The 17,995-nt window shown below is 53.7% G+C and carries 11 protein-coding genes and 3 pseudogenes; 9 read left to right on the forward strand and 5 right to left on the reverse strand.

Features of this window, described 5'->3' with window-relative positions; all coding sequences use genetic code 11:
• Positions 1–229: 229 nt before the first annotated feature.
• The 4 genes and pseudogenes from CBE74_RS24100 to CBE74_RS24115 all read left to right on the forward strand — a co-directional run bounded on the left by CBE74_RS24100 (position 230) and on the right by CBE74_RS24115 (position 2,969).
• A complete protein-coding gene (locus CBE74_RS24100; protein ID WP_087454744.1) occupies positions 230–691 on the forward strand; it encodes a MarR family winged helix-turn-helix transcriptional regulator in 462 nt (153 codons plus the stop codon).
• A gap of 82 nt (positions 692–773) precedes the next feature.
• Entirely contained in the window at positions 774–1,751 is a 978-nt protein-coding gene (locus tag CBE74_RS24105; protein ID WP_087454745.1) for a universal stress protein, read from the forward strand.
• A gap of 41 nt (positions 1,752–1,792) precedes the next feature.
• A pseudogene (locus CBE74_RS24110) lies at positions 1,793–2,463 on the forward strand (SDR family oxidoreductase).
• Between the two features lie 32 nt (positions 2,464–2,495).
• Positions 2,496–2,969 carry a hypothetical protein gene (locus CBE74_RS24115; RefSeq protein WP_087454746.1) on the forward strand — a complete coding sequence of 158 codons (474 nt, stop codon included), beginning with the start codon at positions 2,496–2,498 and terminating at the stop codon, positions 2,967–2,969.
• Between the two features lie 26 nt (positions 2,970–2,995).
• Here CBE74_RS24115 and trhO read toward each other — a convergent pair whose 3' ends face one another.
• The gene (gene trhO, locus CBE74_RS24120) at positions 2,996–3,931 is read right to left on the reverse strand and encodes an oxygen-dependent tRNA uridine(34) hydroxylase TrhO (protein ID WP_087454954.1); all 936 of its coding nucleotides are present in this window, start codon (positions 3,929–3,931) and stop codon (positions 2,996–2,998) included.
• Positions 3,932–4,176: 245 nt separating this feature from the next.
• On the opposite strand from trhO, the gene CBE74_RS24125 reads away from it, so the two are divergent.
• Positions 4,177–4,836 carry a DedA family protein gene (locus CBE74_RS24125; protein WP_087454747.1) on the forward strand — a complete coding sequence of 220 codons (660 nt, stop codon included), beginning with the start codon at positions 4,177–4,179 and terminating at the stop codon, positions 4,834–4,836.
• A 246-nt stretch (positions 4,837–5,082) separates the two neighbouring features.
• A complete protein-coding gene (locus CBE74_RS24130) occupies positions 5,083–7,290 on the forward strand; it encodes an HtaA domain-containing protein (protein ID WP_087454748.1) in 2,208 nt (735 codons plus the stop codon).
• Between the two features lie 138 nt (positions 7,291–7,428).
• On the opposite strand, the pseudogene dps reads toward CBE74_RS24130, so the two are convergent.
• Positions 7,429–7,921 (reverse strand): annotated as a pseudogene (dps, locus tag CBE74_RS24135) (DNA starvation/stationary phase protection protein Dps).
• A 62-nt stretch (positions 7,922–7,983) separates the two neighbouring features.
• Between dps and CBE74_RS24140 the strand changes: the two are divergent.
• Both CBE74_RS24140 and CBE74_RS24145 read left to right on the forward strand, forming a co-directional pair.
• Positions 7,984–8,805 carry an Fpg/Nei family DNA glycosylase gene (locus tag CBE74_RS24140; protein WP_134316127.1) on the forward strand — a complete coding sequence of 274 codons (822 nt, stop codon included), beginning with the start codon at positions 7,984–7,986 and terminating at the stop codon, positions 8,803–8,805.
• 62 nt (positions 8,806–8,867) lie between these two features.
• Positions 8,868–10,370 (forward strand): bifunctional ADP-dependent NAD(P)H-hydrate dehydratase/NAD(P)H-hydrate epimerase, encoded by a 1,503-nt coding sequence (locus CBE74_RS24145; protein WP_087454749.1) that lies wholly within the window; start codon positions 8,868–8,870, stop codon positions 10,368–10,370.
• Here CBE74_RS24145 and CBE74_RS24685 read toward each other — a convergent pair.
• Both CBE74_RS24685 and CBE74_RS24160 read right to left on the reverse strand, forming a co-directional pair.
• A pseudogene (locus CBE74_RS24685) lies at positions 10,367–10,887 on the reverse strand (VanZ family protein). The gene CBE74_RS24145 and the pseudogene CBE74_RS24685 overlap by 4 nt on opposite strands.
• Positions 10,888–11,065: 178 nt before the next feature.
• Complete coding sequence (locus CBE74_RS24160; RefSeq protein WP_087454750.1) at positions 11,066–13,009, reverse strand: YhgE/Pip family protein; 1,944 nt, start codon at positions 13,007–13,009, stop codon at positions 11,066–11,068.
• A gap of 529 nt (positions 13,010–13,538) precedes the next feature.
• Between CBE74_RS24160 and CBE74_RS24165 the strand changes: the two genes are divergently transcribed.
• Entirely contained in the window at positions 13,539–14,006 is a 468-nt protein-coding gene (locus CBE74_RS24165; RefSeq protein ID WP_087454751.1) for a hypothetical protein, read from the forward strand.
• Positions 14,007–14,118: 112 nt separating this feature from the next.
• On the opposite strand, the gene leuS is transcribed toward CBE74_RS24165, so the two are convergent.
• Complete coding sequence (gene leuS, locus CBE74_RS24170; protein ID WP_087454955.1) at positions 14,119–16,971, reverse strand: leucine--tRNA ligase; 2,853 nt, start codon at positions 16,969–16,971, stop codon at positions 14,119–14,121.
• Between the last annotated feature and the right edge of the window lie 1,024 nt (positions 16,972–17,995).

The following is a 17,995-nucleotide window of genomic DNA, read 5'->3' on the forward strand; positions in this document are numbered from 1 at the left end:
CGCACAATTCTAGCGCAGTTTTCTCACCCCTCACGGGTGTTCTTCTCTTAACCCCGCGTATCCGCCTCCGAGCGCGAGCAAAAAGCCACTTACGTGCGTCGATAAGCTGCCGCACGTAATTATTCCGCCGCTTTTGACTGCGCAACGGGTGTGCCTCAATGTGTTTGTTGCACAAAGTACTTGGTGCTTATTACCACCAAACTATTTTTCAGTAATTAGAATACGTTTTATGACGTCGCAGACTCCTTACGAACTTGCAGAAAAGATCCGCCCGGCTCTGACCCAGCTCTATGTGCTGTACTTTCGGGTCGCGGAGCAGTCTGACCTGACGCAGCCTCAGCTCACCATCATGACGCGTCTGTCCAACTCCGGCCCCGCCCGCATCAGCCACATCGCCCAGGCTGAAGGCATCCGTATGCCCACTGCGTCTAATGCGCTTCATCACCTGGAAAAACGCGGGATCGTCGAACGCATTCGCGACGAGTCCGACCGCCGCGGCGTCAAGGTGCAGCTCACAGAATTCGGCCAAGCTGAATTGCTGCGCGTGGGAGAAGAGCGCACAAAGTACCTGGCAGATATGCTCGCCACTTTGCCGCCCGAGGAATACGCCCAGATGGACAAGGTTGCGGACGTTATCAACAAGCTCTCCACCACGTACACGTCATCCATGTTGGAAAACGAAAAGGACTAATCCCAACATCTTGCGTAGGAAGATTCGCTTTCCCGCTCACGCGCTCAGCGAATCTCTCATGCTGCGGTAGAGTTTTGAGTCGATGGCAAAGAAGTCAGATAGTTCTAAGAAGTCCTCCCCCACAGGCTTCGCGCACGACCCAGTCCGCGTCCTCGTCGCATGGACCCCTAATTCCACAGGCTCAGCGGCCCTTGATTGTGCCGCATGGTTTTCCCGAACCACCAGCGTGGAAGTCCGCTGCGTGACCACTTTCCTCCGGCCCTGGCCCTCTCGCACGGGCAAAAAACTCGGAACGAAATACAAAAAGTGGTTCAAAAAAGAAGCCGCTGCCTGCGAAGAAGCCGTAAAGCGGGACCTTATCCGCGCGGATATCTCCCAAGAACATTGGAACTCAACCGTCTCCGTCTTCTGTGACGGAACCAACGAGGCGGCACTTCTCTCCGATGCTGCCGCAGACTTCCGCGCAGACATAGTCATATTGGGTTCTGACGCTGCAGCCCCTAAAGGTCGTTTCCTCGCTGGATCGACCGCCGACGCATTGCTGCACTCCTCCCCTAACCCGCTGGCGCTTACGCCACGTAAACCCAGCCTTTCCAAGCGCGGCGTCACCAGGGTCAACTTTGCCTACACCGGCGACGACACCGATAGTCAAGCGCTCATCCGCGCCGCGGCCCTTGCCGCTGCATGGAATGTACCGTTGCGCGTTCTTGCTCTTTCCCCTAGCGATTTTGGGGTTCCGCCTATCTCAGACTCCGTGGAGTTGCCGCGAGACATCGCCCTTGAGTGGCGGGAAAACACCCTTGCGGTACTGGATCGAGCCAGAGATACCGTGCACAAGGAACAACCCGAGGTCAACGTAGAGACGCACATTGCTTCTGGTGCCGGATGGCAGGGAGCTATAGACGCAGTGAAATGGAAAAAAGGCGATCTTCTGTGCTTTGGCTCCACCCCTCTTGGTGCTTTTGAGCGGGTGTTCATCGGGTCTCAAGCAACGGAGATCCTCCCCTACGTGAGCGTGCCCGTGTTGATGATTCCGGCAACGAGCAAGTCTTCAAAGTAGCCTCGAACGCACGACATCACACACGGCAAGGAAGGTACGTCATGAGTCGCTGCGCAGTAGTCACAGGAGCCAGCCAGGGCGTGGGGTTAAGCGTTACCCAATTACTCCTGGAACACGGCTGGACCGTCTACACCCACTATCGCACTGCCCCCGCCGCCATCAACCACCCCAATGTGCACTGGTGGGGCAGGCAGATTTTGCACAAGATCTCCCCGCAGGTGCCGTCTCGGAGCTGACCCAGATCGGCCCTATCGACGCTCTCATCCACTGCGCCGGTGTCGCTTCCCTAGGCAGAGTCTCTACCGTTAAGCGTTCCGACTGGGAACTGCATATGTCCGTCAATCTCCATACCCCGGTGGAGCTCACCGCGGCCTTGCTGCCGCAGCTACGATCTGCTTCCGGCCATGTTGTGTACATAAACTCGGGAGCGGGAATGCGGACGAACCCACAGTGGGGGGCTTATTCCGCTAGTAAATTCGCTGCACGGGCCTGGTGTGACGCACTTCGCCTTGAAGAGCCTATGATTTGTGTTACATCCGTGTTTCCGGGAAGGATCGACACAGGGATGCAACGAAGCATCGTCGAACAAGAGAGTGGCGTTTACAACGGATCTGCGTTTATCGCCCCTGCTTCCGTGGCAAAACTTGTGCTCACCTCTCTAGAAACCACCGTGGACGCCCACATACCCGAGATCATCGTCCGGCCGCGTTAACGCGTAGTGCCGGAAGGACAAGAGAGTTCTTTATGGCCAAGCACCTCGAACACCCAGAAAACGACCTCCAGTCCGACGCAGACTATGTCAATCGGCACCGCCCGGATCCCACAACCTTTGATGAGCTTGCCGACGCCCCCGACCCGCTCCACCAAGCAACACTCAACCGGCATTCTACACGACAAGCCGTGGCCTGGGCGATTGGCACTCCGATTGTCACGGGGATCGTCGCATTCATTCTGGCGATTGTCTCCCGCACACTCGGCGGCCCACTCTGCGATTCCGGCCACGCCACCTGGATCTGCAGCCGTTCTGCGGAAATCTGGTGGCCACTGCTGACCAGCCTTATCCCCCTTGCCAGCACTCTCAGCTGCGGCATCATCTTGTGGCGCAAGTACATCACATACACCCGGTGGCGCCCGTGGATGGGCACATTTTGGGTGCTTGTGCCCTGGATGATGCTGTGGATGGTCACTGTATTCCAGATGACCATCGTGGGGCATTAGGCAACAATGCTAACGCCCCAAGGCCCTCATGCTTGGGCGAGGGTGGCTTCCCGCGCGACCTCCACACAGTGGTCCCGGCCGCAGTTCCTGGTAGCAGGATTCTCATAGCATTCCGGGCACATCAGTACTAGGTCACGGCACTCATCTTCATTGATGCAGTGCTCAAACTTATTGGTGGCTTTACCGCACTGAACGCAGTGCCCTAGCTGAATAAATCCTGGGTCTTGTACGCCATTGCCAAACTCCATGTGCATGCGTTTATCAAAGACATACAGGGAGCCTTCCCACAGGCCCTCATTGCCGTATTTTTCGCCATAACGCACGATGCCGCCATCGATTTGATACACCTCTTTGAACCCGCGGTTCTTCATAAGCGAGGAGAGGATCTCACAGCGGATGCCGCCAGTGCAGTATGAGACGACCGGCTTATCTTTCATCCAATCGTACTTACCGCTTTCCAGCTCACGAATAAAATCGTGGGTGGTGTTTACATCTGGCACAACGGCATTTTTAAACTTACCGATCTGCGCTTCCATCGCATTACGGCCATCGAAGAAGACGACGTCGTCGCCACGCTCTTCAACGAGTTTGTTAACTTCCTCCGGCTTCAAGTGAACGCCGCCGCCGATCACGCCGCGTTTGTCCACCTTGAGTTCACCTGGCACGCCAAACGCCACGATCTCATCGCGAACTTTCACGCTGAGCTTGGGAAAATCTTCTGCCTCGCCATCAGACCACTTGAATTCTGTTCCACGGAAACCAGGATATTCACGGAACTTCCTGATATATCGCTTGCAGGCTTCCATGTCACCGCCAACGGTTCCATTGATTCCATGCTCAGAAATGAGAATGCGGCCTTTAAGACCAAGCAGCTCACACATATCGCGCTGCCATAGCATCAATGCCTTGGGGTCAACGATGGGAGTGAACTTGTAATATAGGAGGATTTTGCTTTGGGACACAAAGGTCATCGTACTCTGTAGAGCAGAAGGAGAAAAAGCGAAAATGGTGTTTCATAAGGCGCGATGCGTCATACAAACCACCATAGGGCCGTAGCTACCAGCCAAGAGGTTCGATTTTCACGATTATTCCACAGGGTATTCCCATAGCTTTACCCGACAAAGAGGTCTAAAGTTTCCAAGACTGATTGTTTTGATGACATCTCAGCAATCTCAACTATCTTTCTTTAGTCACCGAGAGGCTCGTCGTGACCGAATTTTTACATATGCTCCAAGATACTCAGGGGCTTCTTACCAGCGTTGGCCTGATTGGTCTAGCACTGATCGTCTTCGCTGAAACCGGCATCCTGCTGGGATTCTTCCTTCCCGGCGACTCACTCTTATTTGCAGCCGGAATGCTCGCCAACGGCGACAAACCTCTCGCTCCCCTATGGGTAGTGTGCCTCACCGTAGGCATCGCCGCATTCGTGGGCAACGAAGTCGGCTACTTTGTGGGGAAGAAAGTCGGCCCAGCCGTTATGAATAGCTGGGCAGGCCGAAAGATCGGAATAGAGCGGCTACATTCCGCCGAAGAATTCTTTGTGCGCCGTGGATCCGCTGCCGTATTCCTGGGTCGATTCATCCCCATCGTGCGAACCCTTGTCCCAGTACTCGCAGGCATGAACAAGATGAACTACAAAAAGTTCTCCTTGATCAACCTAGCTGGTGCCATCGTCTGGGGCATGGGAGTTCCCGTCCTTGGCTATCTACTCGGCGGTATTCCTTTTGTGCGCAACAACATTGAAATCCTGCTCCTCGCCGTGATCTTTGTTTCAGTCATCCCAGTGCTCATTGAGTTCTTGCGCGGCCGCAAAAATCGGGTGAAGATCATCGCTTCAACCGAGCCCATGGAGCGCACTCAGGCATAAGTGAGTCTTTCCCCAACGTTCTTCAGCCCGCTTCCCGCGGGCTTTTTTCTTGCTTGCGAGCATCGTTTTGCCTGTATCAAAGGAATTGTTTGGGGGGTCAACCATTAGTCGCAGCAACAACTAAGTAGCACCTAAGTAAGACAAACCTTACCCCCACAAAAAGAAAGGTTAGGCATCCCTTACCTATTTGGTTATATTTAGACCCCGACATAGCAAGTTTTCCCTCATCTGTCGGAAAGATAACCCGTGAAGAACAAATATTTCTATCGTTCGCTCATCGCGACGACCACCCTCGCCGCACTACTGCCCGTAACCGGACTACATGCGACCGCAGAAGAAAGTGCCTCCAACAGCCCTCTACCTGCCCCGAGCGCACCCAGCGCCACAAACACGCCGACCGCAGACACTGCAGTATCTGAAACCCCAGAGGGAACGTCCACAACGGACGAAAAAGACAGCGATGCAGATTCTAATAACAAAGAAAACAAAGCTGCGACGCCTACCGACGTTCCCACCGGAACCAGGAATAACAATCCGGCAGAGAAAGAATCAAAGACCCCGGTCGCAGAGCTCGCAGAAGGCATTTCCAACACAGGATCCCTCACGTGGGGAATCCGAACCTCTTTCAATAATTACACCGGTGGTCCTACGTCGGTTTTTGGTGGAGCTAAAGAAAACGCGAACAAAAACGAGTTTACTTTTGAACTAGAAAAAACAAGCTACAACCCTACCACCGAACGCTTTGAAGCCCAGTTCAAGGGTGGCATCCAGTATAAAAAGTATTGTAATGGAACAGACACTTGTGAATTAGATCTAAAACTGGAAAATCCACGCATTGTAATAGAAAAAGAAGGTTCTTTCATCTATGGAAAAGTGACTTCCAAGCAATATAAAAAATCGGAAACCTATACTAACAACGGTGATGTCCCTATCGCAGAACTTTATACCGCCGGTGCAGATTTTAAACACACAGATGATACTGCTTCTTGGAGCAATATCCCCTCTACTTTGACCCAAGCTGGCAACAAAATGTTTTCCGAGTTCTACAGCGTGGGAAGCGGATTAGCGCCACTCTCTTTTACTTTTAACACCACTCAACATCCGGAAATTAAACGGCCAACTTTTGATAATGCTAAGTTCCGCGTAGCAAGCAACAGCTTCAACAACAAAGTGCCCTACGAGCTTCACAGAAGTATATTCAACTTCAATGGCAATATAGTTCTTGCAACGTCCGGGTACAGATTTACCCAGCATCAAGGATCGGGAATCGCTCTATTGGACCGTGATTTGAATCAAAAACATTTCACAGATATCAAGATTAACGAGTACGGGGCAACAACATTCGATCCAGAGAATGGAGACTTCTATTACGTAGGTAAAAAAGAAGAAACTACGCGAAACAAAAAAATATATACCGACGATAAAACAACTTTATTTAAAGTTCATGTTGATCAGAAAAGTGGCTTTGGAAATCCTGAAAAAGTTCACACTTTTGAACAGGGGATCACAGCTCTTGGGTATCATCCACAAACAAAAACAGTCGCTATAGTCACCCCATCCCAACTAGGAATCATAGAGCAAGGAAAATTTACGACCCAGCCTCTACCCAGTAGTTCAGATCTGCTCAAACAAGAGAACTTCGAAGACTATTCAGAGAGTTATTTATACGGTTCTCCTAGCAACCTTAATGAGCCTTTCGAACTATTACCCATGGATGACGGAACTTTTATCTTGAATGCAGACGGAGAAGGCAAAAAAGATGGAAGTAAAGTATACGGTCTTATGGTTTCAATTGACCCACATAAGACCTATGGAGTTACCGCTAAACTGCTAAAAGAATCTGGTACTTCTTTTGTGAGTCTTGCAAGGTCAGCAGCACATAGCAATGGCTCGACTATTGTAAGAGCAAATAATAATTCGTATTCAAAACTTTCATATGCTCAAAGTTTTGAATACAGTTCTGGAAACCTCTCATCGTTTGAACCTGTTCAGACTGAAGACATCGCCGGATGGGGCAATCTCTTTGTAAACAAAGAAGGACAGGTCATTTCCTTAAATGGCAGTACTGGCAAACTCGAATGGCGCGATTCCCAAACATTCAAGCCAATTAAAGATATTGATCCTGTTGCAATCCCTGATGGAAATAAAACCTACGAGCATATTCATGGCCCAATTCTTCAACTCGATGAGGGCACCTTCTATGTGCCGTCTTATGATGCCTCTGCAGGCGAAGGCAACGAGACTTATTCGCTGAGGAAAGTTTACAATCCGAAATTCGTTCCTTCAGTTAAAGATACGGATAATCGGGAAGATCTACTAAAAGAAAACCCAGATAACTCCGACACTCATCAACCAGCCACACCAATCTGGAAAATTGTCCTTAGTGTCCTTGGCGGCCTCGGCCTAGTCGGTGCCTTAGTCGGATTCCTCTTCCAGACTTTTCTAGCCCGATAGCCTTAGCTCCTAACCTCCGGAGATAAGCTGTGCAGCCACAGTAAAAAATAAGTGGCTGCACAGCACTAGTTCAAAGAGATAAAAATGGGGTGTTTCCCAACCATTCTGCGTTGGGAAACACCCCTTGAGAACAACTCTTTACAAGTTCCCGTTGTCGTCGACAATGTGCTCGCGCACGAACCATTGGAACTTCTCTAGTTCAGCCGCTTGCCCGATATACATGTCTTCGGTAACCGAGTCGAGGTCGCCGGCGCTAGCCATGGATTCGCGAACTCCTTCTAGAACCTTGGTGTATACCTTGTTCAGTTCCATGAGGTGGTCGTGGGTGCTTGCGCTGTTGACCGTGTACTCCAGTGGCGTGCGGTTTTCCACGTGGCCGGCTGGTGTACCGATGGGGGAGCCACCAAGGGTGGCGATTCGTTCTGCTACTTCATCGGCGTAACCGCGCACGATGTCGACCTGGGGGTCGATCATCTCGTGGACTGCGATGAAGTTTTGACCGTGGACATTCCAATAGGCGTGCTTGAGAAATGAGATGAAGATCGTTATAGTCGGTGAGCCGCTCCTGCAGGTGATCGATAAGCTGCTTGGCGTCTGCTTCATTGATTCCTGGAACAGTGAAATTCTTCATGATCCCTATAATACACTCTACTTTTTAATAAGCAAGGTTTGTTAGGGTTTCCGTATTTATCTATGATAGATGGTATGCCAGAAGGCCATGTCATCCACCGGCTCGCTCGCGAGCTCAATAAGCATTTCCAAGGAAAAGCGCCACGTGTCACCTCCCCTCAGGGGAGATTCGCCGCAGAAGCTGCGCTTATCCATGCCACACCACTCCATGAGGCCCATGCATGGGGTAAACATCTTTTCCTCGAATTCGAGGCTCCCACGCCAGAGCACATTGTGCACATTCATTTAGGCCTTATCGGCAGCCTGCATTTTGACCCAATTGACGAGCTCAAGGGTCAGATCCGGCTGCGGATAGAGAACGACGGGGTAGCGGCAAATCTACGGGGACCGCAGTGGTGCCGCCTCATTACGGCAGAAGAGATGGAGGTAGCCGTCGGCAAGCTTGGCGCAGACCCGCTGCGTCCAGACTCGGACCTCAGCGTCGTGCGGCAGCGTGTCGCTCGTTCACGGAAATCAATTGGATCATTGCTCATGGACCAGCATCTTTTTGCTGGGGTGGGGAATATCTACCGTGCGGAATCGCTCTTTCGGCTGGGGATAAGCCCCTTCTTGCCCGGCCGCGAAGTGGAAAATCTTGACGCCATCTGGGAAGACTTGGTTTATCTCATGCAGGAAGGCGTACGAGTAGGGCGTATCGACACCGTCCGGCCTGAACACACGCCTCAAGCCATGGGCCGGGCACCCCGTAAAGATGACCATGGCGGGGAAGTGTACGTGTATCGCCGATTGGGTCAGCCCTGTTATATATGCGGCACGCCGATCAGCGGACAAGTGATGGAGGGACGAAACCTCTTCTGGTGCCCCACCTGCCAGCCTCAGCCATAACCCGCCAATAGTGGTGCCGAAATCGCCGCAGACCCTACAGCACGCGGGCTATCCTATGGAACATGCATGCTTACTCCGTCGCAGACATTCGTGCAGCCGAGAATCCCCTTATCCAAGCCGCCGAACCTGATGCGCTGATGCGGCAAGCAGCGCAGGCGGTCGCCGAGGCAGCCCTGTGCATGCTTCCACATACACCAGCAAAAGTACTGGTCGTAGCGGGTAGCGGCGGTAATGGTGGCGATGGACTTTATGCCGGCGCGCTACTTGCACAGCTTGGCCACACGGTCCACGCAGTCTTGACATCTTCCTCGGCCCAGGCACCAGCGCTTGTGGCCTTTGATCAAGCAGGCGGCGTGCTGGCGCCACTCCCGGATGCAGACCTGGTGATCGACGCGATCATCGGGCTGGGAGGAACCGCTGGATTGCGAGACAAAGCATGGAGCATCTGGCGGGAAGCAGTGACACAGGGACCTGCGATACTCGCCGTCGACGTCCCTTCCGGCGTAGATTCTGATACCGGGTCAACCGGCCCCAACTCCGCCTGCGTGACCGCAGATGTAACCATCACTTTTGGGGCCGCCCGCATTGCACATGCTGTCTCCCCACGTTGCGGTGAGGTCCTTGTCACCGATATAGACGCTGGTCAGTCACTCGCGCAGGCTCTTTCTACACAGAACCCCGCGGCCGAGTTCTTCCAGACACTCCAACGGAATCGCTTCTCTTGGCCAGATCGTTTTCTTCGCCCTGAGCCGCTACGCATCACAGAGCCCCTGGAGCCGGCGGCTGAGCACAATAAATACAGCGGGGGAGTAGTTGGTGTTATTGCGGGCTCGGAAACGTACCCCGGCGCGGCTGTTCTCACCGCTACGGCGGCAGTGCACGCCACGCCGTCGATGGTGCGCTTCGTCGGTTCGTGCGCACGGGATGTGGTTCGTGCGCGTCCCGAGGTAGTGGCTACGGAAATGCTTATCGACGCCGACCGCGTCCAAGCCTGGGCCTATGGCCCCGGCGCGGGCGACACGGATTGGCTGTCCGACCTGCTCCAGCGACCAGAACCACTGATCATCGATGCCGATGGCATCACCCAATTAGCGCAAGAGTCCGAGCTGCGTAACGTGCTGACTCGTCGTAGCGCGCATGGGTGGAACACTTTGATCACGCCTCACGAGGGCGAGTTCGTTCGGTTAGCCGCACGGTATACCGGCATCCGAGATGTTCATGAGGATCGGATAGGTGCAGTCCAGGATCTAGCGCAGGCATTAGGGTGCCAGGTGCTTTTGAAAGGTCGGGTCACGATTATCGGATCAGCCGATTCCGTGGTGTGCATCAATGCCGGACACTCCTGGGCTGCAACTCCCGGTAGTGGCGACGTACTCACTGGTCTCATAGGCGCCTGGGTCGCCCGTTCCGGCATGGATGTTGTTCCCCTTTGCGTTTCCATCCACGCCATGGCCGCGTGGTTGTCTGCACAAACAGACTATGGCCCAGCCCCCACGTGGGCGGCAAAAATCGCTGATTTTATTCCGCAGGCAACGGCTGCTTTACTTCACCAACACAGCAGTTAGAAGACGACGGAGAGCACCATCTCTGCAAGGATGCACAGAGCATCCACCAAGAAAAGTGTGACCACGAAACCGCGTCCGCGGTGTCCTAGGACTCGGGCAAAGCAGGCACCCAAAAAGGCGCCGACCGTGTTGCATACAACATCATCTACGTCTGTGTATCCGATAGCGTAGACGTATTGGGCGGTCTCTATTCCCACGCTCACAAAGAACCCGAGCAGCGTAGAAAAAACTATGGGTATCCGCCAGCGCTCAGCAATGATGGTGACCAGGAGGAAACCAAAGGGGATAAAAAGCGCCACGTTTCCACGGCATCTAACCAGGGCGCGTACCACAGCGTGGGGTTGCTCCAGGCGTCGAAAAGCTGGAGGTCAATGGAACGATTCCTGTGTGCCTCGGTGCTCCAGAAACCGCCGAACGAATAGGTTCTTTTCATCAACGTCAGCGCAAATACCACAGCCAGCGCCGCCACAAGCGTCGCCGACGCCGCCTTCACAGAACCCATTCGTTGCAAAACCATGCCGGCCACCCTAGGCAGGGAGTCTGACAATAGACTGTCCGTTTCCTTGCTACAACCTTGGCGCTATACCTTTACAGCTTTGACCTCGACCGATACCTCATGCAAACGTTTCTAGCTCTCTGAATACAAAAAGCTGGCAGAGCTTCTGCCCTGCCAGCTTGTTCAAGTCCCGCCTACATTAGACCAGTGCGGGTTCTGGGGCCTCAGCGGAGGTGTCGTTGCCGTGTTCCTCGCGCAGCTTCTTCACACGAGCAGCCCTAACCACAAGGGTAATGGCTAGCGGAATGAGGGTGAAGGCGAGAAGAACCAGGATGGCTACTACATAGGAACCATTGAGTTCTCCCTGCGATGCCTGAACAAAGGCGTTACGTGCATAGGTCATCGGGGTGATCGGGTGGAACACCTGGAAGAACGATGGGACCGTAGCCAACGGCCACACGCCACCGAAGGAGAACATTCCAAAGGCAAAGGCCGCGAGAATGGCTATGCCGCCGGTAAAGCGACCGAGCAGAGCCCGCAGCATCTGGTTTGTTGCGGCAGCTGCGGTGGCAGTGAGCAAGAAGCCTAGAGCGATACCCGCAACAGAAGCCGGCTTCCAACCCACCAGAGATGCTCCCGTAGCGAGCACGGCAAGGGTGATCACTCCGATTCCAGCAAGACCAGCGAAAGACTTCAGCGTCGGGCCAACAAAAGCGGAACGACGATCAGTGCCAAAGACGTGGGGGATAAGGATCGCAGCCATAGCCATAAGCAGGAAGCCGAAGACCATAACGATCAGCATCGAGGCGCCACCGGAGAGAGACTTGACCGTGGGGTCATGGGAGTCCACCACAGTTTGCACCGGGTTGGAGTTGTTCTCTTTATAAACGATTGGCACGGAAACCTGCTTTGCGGATGCTTCCACGTTCTTGGCGCTTGGTGCGGTGGAAGCACCCTCTCCGAGTTTGCCGGCCAGCTGCGAGGTTCCGTCCTTCAGCTTCATGGAGCCGTCGTGAAGTTGCTGGGTTCCGTCGGCAAGCTTGGTGGTTCCGTCGGCAAGCTTGCCTGCACCCTCGTTGAGTTTGACAGCGCCGGTGTTGAGCCGTTCGATACCGTCTTTGAGCTTGAGAACGCCGCCGTAGTACTCAGAGTTAGGGTCGCTGAGCATAGTCGCTAGGGTAGCGGTGCCATTTTTCAGCTTGTGCAGCTGAGCGACCTGGTTATCAGGATTGTTGGCGTCAAACTTGGTGGCCAATTCCTGCACCTTGTTGGCTTGCTCCACAGCTCCGATTGCACGGAGTGCGTCTGCCGCCTGTTGCAATTGTGGTGCCGCGTTCTGCGCGGTGGTCAGCACGGGGATGAGGGTATCCGTAAGCTTGCCGACGCCCGCGTCAATCTGCTGTGCGCCATCACCCAGGCGAGCAGTGCCCTGTGCTAGGCGACCAGCACCAGCAGCAAGCTGGGAGCTACCGTTTACGAGTTGGGAGGTGCCGTCGGAAAGCTGATGAGCGCCACCGTTAAGTTGCTGCGCGCCAGACATGCCCTTAGCCAAACCCGCCTGCAGTTTGCCGGCACCCTCATCAAGCTTTGCAGATCCATCAGCTGCACGGGTCAAGCCGCCACCGAGGTTATTCACACCGTTGAGGAGCTTCTTGGCATAAGACTCCGAGATTGAGGCAGACACAGCTTGCTGAATCTTAGGCACAAGTCCACCGGTAAGCACCGAACCATTGGTGCCGTTGAAGTCGTTATAGGAGATCGTGATCTCTGGGTTGGTGGGCTTTTCCGCCAGCAAAGTGTTGACGTTCGCGGAGAAAGACTCCGGGATGGTCACCGTGAACAGGTATTTACCGCTGTCTAGCCCCTTCTTAGCCTCGTTGGCATCGACTTCACGGAAGGCCAGATAGTCGCGAGCCAACAGCCCCTTGACCACCTTGTCGCCGTAGCGCTCAAATTCACCGTTGCGAGTCGCACCAGCATCCTCGTTGACCACAGCAAGGTCTACTGAACGCAGATTTTTAGTGGGATCCCACATGGCCCACATATAAACAACTGAAGCAACCACGGGGAGGAGCAGGAACACCACGGCGCACAGCCGCTTCCAGCTGAAGTGCCTCGTGGCCTGAGACGTAAGTTGAGACATGAGGGAATCCTCCGGTTTTAGAATTAAATACCGGACAATTATTACCTATGCGGTTTTGTATCTAAAACCAAAACAGCGTGGCACAGTCAAAAAAGTACCCCCACAACACCCCTGCACCACATGAAAATAGCAGGTCTGCCAGCTTTTGAAATTCAAAAAAATTAGCCTTAAGCTGCGAAATCATCCCCCACGCATCGACGTAAACCCCTTATTTACGAGCCAGTCACCACCCCTTATAAGTGACAGCAGTTACACCCCACATAACTCGCAAAAGTAGCTCAAATATAAAATTTACCGTCACATTAGAAAAACATCAGGATTCTTCTCGAGTCATACCCGTCGGACAAGCTACTCGGAACATATACCCAGTTGACCCGTTGCACATCTGCCGTCATTGTTCAGCTGAGAAATACCCTTCTCGCCCCCCATTACATGGGATACTAGAGGGGTGGAAATTTTAGGAGCCTTGCCTAATGGACCGCCTAGTCACAGTCACTACGACACGCTGCAATGACTTTGAGGAGCATAGATGGTGACCAAACCAGAATTCTTCTTTGATCAATTCCTATGGTCGACCTTCATTCTCGTCTTGCTTCCCACTGCGATAGCCCTATCACGTATTTCCACGCTGGAATCACGGCGCCATCAATCGAATGTGAAATCGATCTTTTTCATCGGATTTTTCATAGGCTTCCTCACTGCTGCACTATGGCTGTCCTGGAGTCCCAGCACTCCGATAAGCAGGGTCTTCACCTATGGTGCACCTGTAGATTTTGCTGCATGGCAGGTTATGGGATGTGGCATGACGCTCATAGTTGTGAATGCACTGTTTCTTAGCCGCACCGTGCGAACGCCCTATAGCCCACTAAGTTTCTCCATCTGCACCGCTGCCGGATTTGCCACTGCCTTTTCACTAGGTGTCTCTTTCGGAGTATCCACTCAAGAAGGGGTGGGCATTCTTTTTTTTCCTATGTCGGCGTGGGAGTACTTCTCTTAATCACCAATTCGATCTCCATGAGGTTCCTCTCCCGGACTCGGTAATCGAACCCTAGGTAGCCAAAGAACAAGGCCGGGCTCCTTCACAGAGCCCGGCCAGTTGCATATACGTGCTACTTGATCACGAGGTTAACCATACGTCCCGGCACAACGATCTGCTTGAACAGGTTTTTACCCTCAAGGTGGCTTTGCACAGTAGGTTCCGCAAGCGCGATCTCTACAATCTGATCCTGGGTGGCGTCGGTAGGCACCATAATGCGGGCGCGCACCTTACCGTTGATCTGTACAGGGAGCTCTACCTCATCGTCTTTGAGCCATTTTTCCTCGTAGGAAGGGAACTGCTCAAAGGTAATGGTCTCCTCGTGGCCGAGGCGCTTCCATAGTTCTTCTGCGATGTGTGGCGCAACAGGCGCAACCATAATCGCCAGCGGCTCCACAGCCTCCCGAGGTGCGCCCTTGGAATAGGTCTTGGTCAGGTAGTTAACGTATTCAATAGCCTTAGCCACTACCGTATTAATCCGCAGACCTTGGTAATCATCGCGAATACCTGCAATGGTGCGGTTGAGTGCCTTGAGATCATCATTTGTGAGCGAGGCATCGGTGACCGAAAGCTCACCGGTCTCCTCGTTGACAACCAAGCGCCACAACCGCTGCAAGAAGCGATGCGCACCGATAACGTCCTTGGTAGCCCACGGACGAGAGGTATCCAAAGGACCCATCGCCATCTCATAGACGCGGAGGGTGTCTGCACCGAAATCAGAGCAGATCTCATCCGGCGCCACGGCGTTCTTCAGGGATTTGCCCATCTTGCCGTATTCCTGGTTCACTTCTTCGCCGTTGTAGAAGAATTTTCCATCCTTTTCTTCTACCTCAGCGGCAGGAACGTACACTCCACGGCTATCGGTGTAGGCAAAAGCCTGGATATAGCCCTGGTTGAACAGGCGGCGGTAGGGTTCGCCAGAAGTGACATAGCCAAGATCAAAGAGAACCTTGTGCCAGAAGCGCGAGTAGAGCAAGTGCAGCACCGCGTGTTCCACACCGCCAACGTAAAGATCCACGCCACCGAGATCGTTTTCTCCGCGCGGGCCAGTCCAATAGCGTTCATTCTCTATGTTGCAGAAGTGCTCGCTGTTGGTGGGGTCGATATAGCGCAACTGGTACCAAGAGGAACCGGCCCACTGCGGCATAACGTTTGTGTCGCAGGTATAGGTCTTCGGCCCATCGCCTAGGTCGAGTTCCACGGTGGTCCACTCCGTGGCTTTAGCCAGCGGTGGCTGCGGCTCAGAATCGGCATCGTCTGGGTCAAAGGACACAGGTTTGTAATCCTCAACCTCAGGCAGCTCCACCGGCAGCATGGACTCGGGTAGCGCATGAGCAACGCCATCCTCGTCATAGACCACGGGGAATGGCTCGCCCCAATAACGCTGACGGGCAAAGAGCCAATCCCGCAACTTGTACTGGATCTTTTCCACTCCAGCACCCTGTGCTTCCAGCCATTCGATAACCCGAGCTATAGCCTCTGCTTTGTCCAGACCATTGATATCCAGGCCACGGTCATTGGCGGAATTAATCGCAGTGCCAGGCTCTACATAAGGCCCAACGCTCACGTCACCACCTGCTACAACCTCACGGATGGACAAGCCAAACTCGGTGGCAAACTCGTAGTCACGCGCATCATGCGCTGGGACGGACATGATTGCGCCCGTGCCATAACCGGTCAAAACATAATCTCCGATAAATACCGGGATCTGTTCACCGTTTACAGGGTTAGTGGCATATACGCCCAAGAAAACGCCGGTCTTTTCCTTGTTCTCCTGGCGCTCAAGATCGCTCTTTGCTGCGATAGAGGCGCGATACGCAGCCACAGCCGAGGCCGGGTCAGCTTCGCCGAAGGTCCACCGGGCATCAACCCCCTCATAGGAACCGGTACCGGCGGCAACGAGGGCGTCGACAAGCTCATGCTCCGGAGCGAGCACCATGTAGGACACGCCAAACAGCGTATCGGGGCGAGTGGTAAACACAGTGATGGTCTTGCCGGCCGCCTCAAAGTCAACCTCTGCGCCGCGGGAACGACCGATCCAGTTGCGCTGCATGCTCTTGACCTTTTCAGGCCAATCGAGGACCTCAAGATCATCGATCAAACGGTCAGAGTACGCAGTAATCCGCATCATCCACTGGGAAAGGTTCTTGCGGAACACCGGGAAATTACCGCGCTCCGAGCGACCGTCGGCGGTGACTTCCTCATTGGCCAGAACCGTACCCAAACCAGGGCACCAGTTCACCGTGGAGTTGGAGCGATACACAAGACGGAAAGCGTCCACGACCTTGCGCTGAGTCACAGAATCCAGCTCGTTATACGGCGCGCCGAACTCGACAGGTGTTTCAACCTGGCCAGACTCAAGCAGCGGAATGAGCTCAGAGATCGGACGGGCCTTGTTGAGATCCTTGTCAAACCAGGCGTTGAAAATCTTCAGGAAGATCCATTGCGTCCACTTGTAAAACTCCGGATCCGTGGTTGCCACGCTACGGCGCGCATCATGGCCTAGGCCTAAAGCCCCGAGCTGGCGCCGCATATTCTCAATGTTGGCCATGGTGGTGGTCCGAGGATGCGTCCCTGTTTGGATCGCGTATTGCTCAGCCGGCAGGCCAAAGGCGTCATAGCCCAAGGTGTGCAAAACGTTTTTGCCCAGCATTCGGTTAAACCGCGCATATACATCCGTAGCGATGTATCCCAGGGGGTGGCCTACGTGCAGACCAGCGCCGGAAGGGTAGGGGAACATGTCTTGAACGAAGAGTTTGTCTTCTGGAAGTTCCTGCCCCGCGACGGCTAGATCGCCGACAGGGTTAGGCGCGTTAAATGTGCCATTGTCGATCCAGAATTTCTGCCACGTACGCTCAATATCCCCGGCTAACTGCGCGGTATACCGGAACGCAGGACCAGTAGTGCTCTCGCTCGGATTAGTCATGGAAAACAGTGTAATAGCACCTCGCAGCGCTTCCCCCATCAGAGCCATCACTGAGTGCTTAACGACGCCTCCGAGCCTCTTTCACCCACGCATTCCGGGGAACCTCAGCGCACTTTTCTGCTTATTCCCCCATCACTACACCCAGTTGACCCCACTGACCCCTCTAGACCCATCCGAATATTCCCTGCTCACTAGCCCCATGTCAGTGAGGGTGATGAAAATTTTTTATTCTTAGACACATTCTCTCGCAGCCTTAACCATCCCTTGTTACTTTATAAGTACTTCTTGTCACTTCTACCGATTGGATTTATTTATGTCACCCGAAATTCTCGCTAGCGCATCCAGCCTCCCAAGCCTGTCCAGCGCTTTCCATATCCTCAAGCCGCTCTTCACGTTCGTGCAGATCCTCCTCAAGATCAAGGGAATCTTCTCCTAAGCCCGAGCTTTATGGCGGTTTTTTCTCATCGCACATAATAGAAAAGCCCACTACAGTCCGTGTTTCCTGTAGTGGGCTTTCTTAGTCTCCCATGTAGCAACAGACCCTAGCCTGCCAAGCCGGAGCCCGTCGAGAGCCGAGCAAGTGTTAATCTGCTAAGGCGGCGGACCGGAAAACCCCATCGGTTCCGGTGTAGAGCACTGACATTCCCGCCACCCATCAGAACCCCATTCAGGCAAGCAACATATTTGGCTAACCTTAATGTTTCTCATGAGCATGGACCTTCTTCTATGTCTTCCTTAGCAAGTGGGGCAGTCTTGGCGCCCTGCTCCAGATATGGAGCTAGTTACAGCGGGCCACCAAGTCCCTCACTCTTGTGGGAAAAGTTTTCACATTATCTACCAGGAGCAGTTCGGAACTACCCCGTATTTACCAACAGGAATTCCCTGTTGCTGGACTTTCATACGCGATAGCCGACTCCTTTCGTTGATCTTCCATCTAGATCTGACAGCCCCTCGCTGCCGATACTTTGAAGCTAACCCCGCACGCAGTTTCAAACAAGCGCCCGAGCACCACACAGGCCACCCT

Origin of the sequence: Corynebacterium silvaticum, from assembly GCF_002162115.2 — a bacterium.
GTDB classification, from domain to species: Bacteria; Actinomycetota; Actinomycetes; order Mycobacteriales; family Mycobacteriaceae; genus Corynebacterium; species Corynebacterium silvaticum.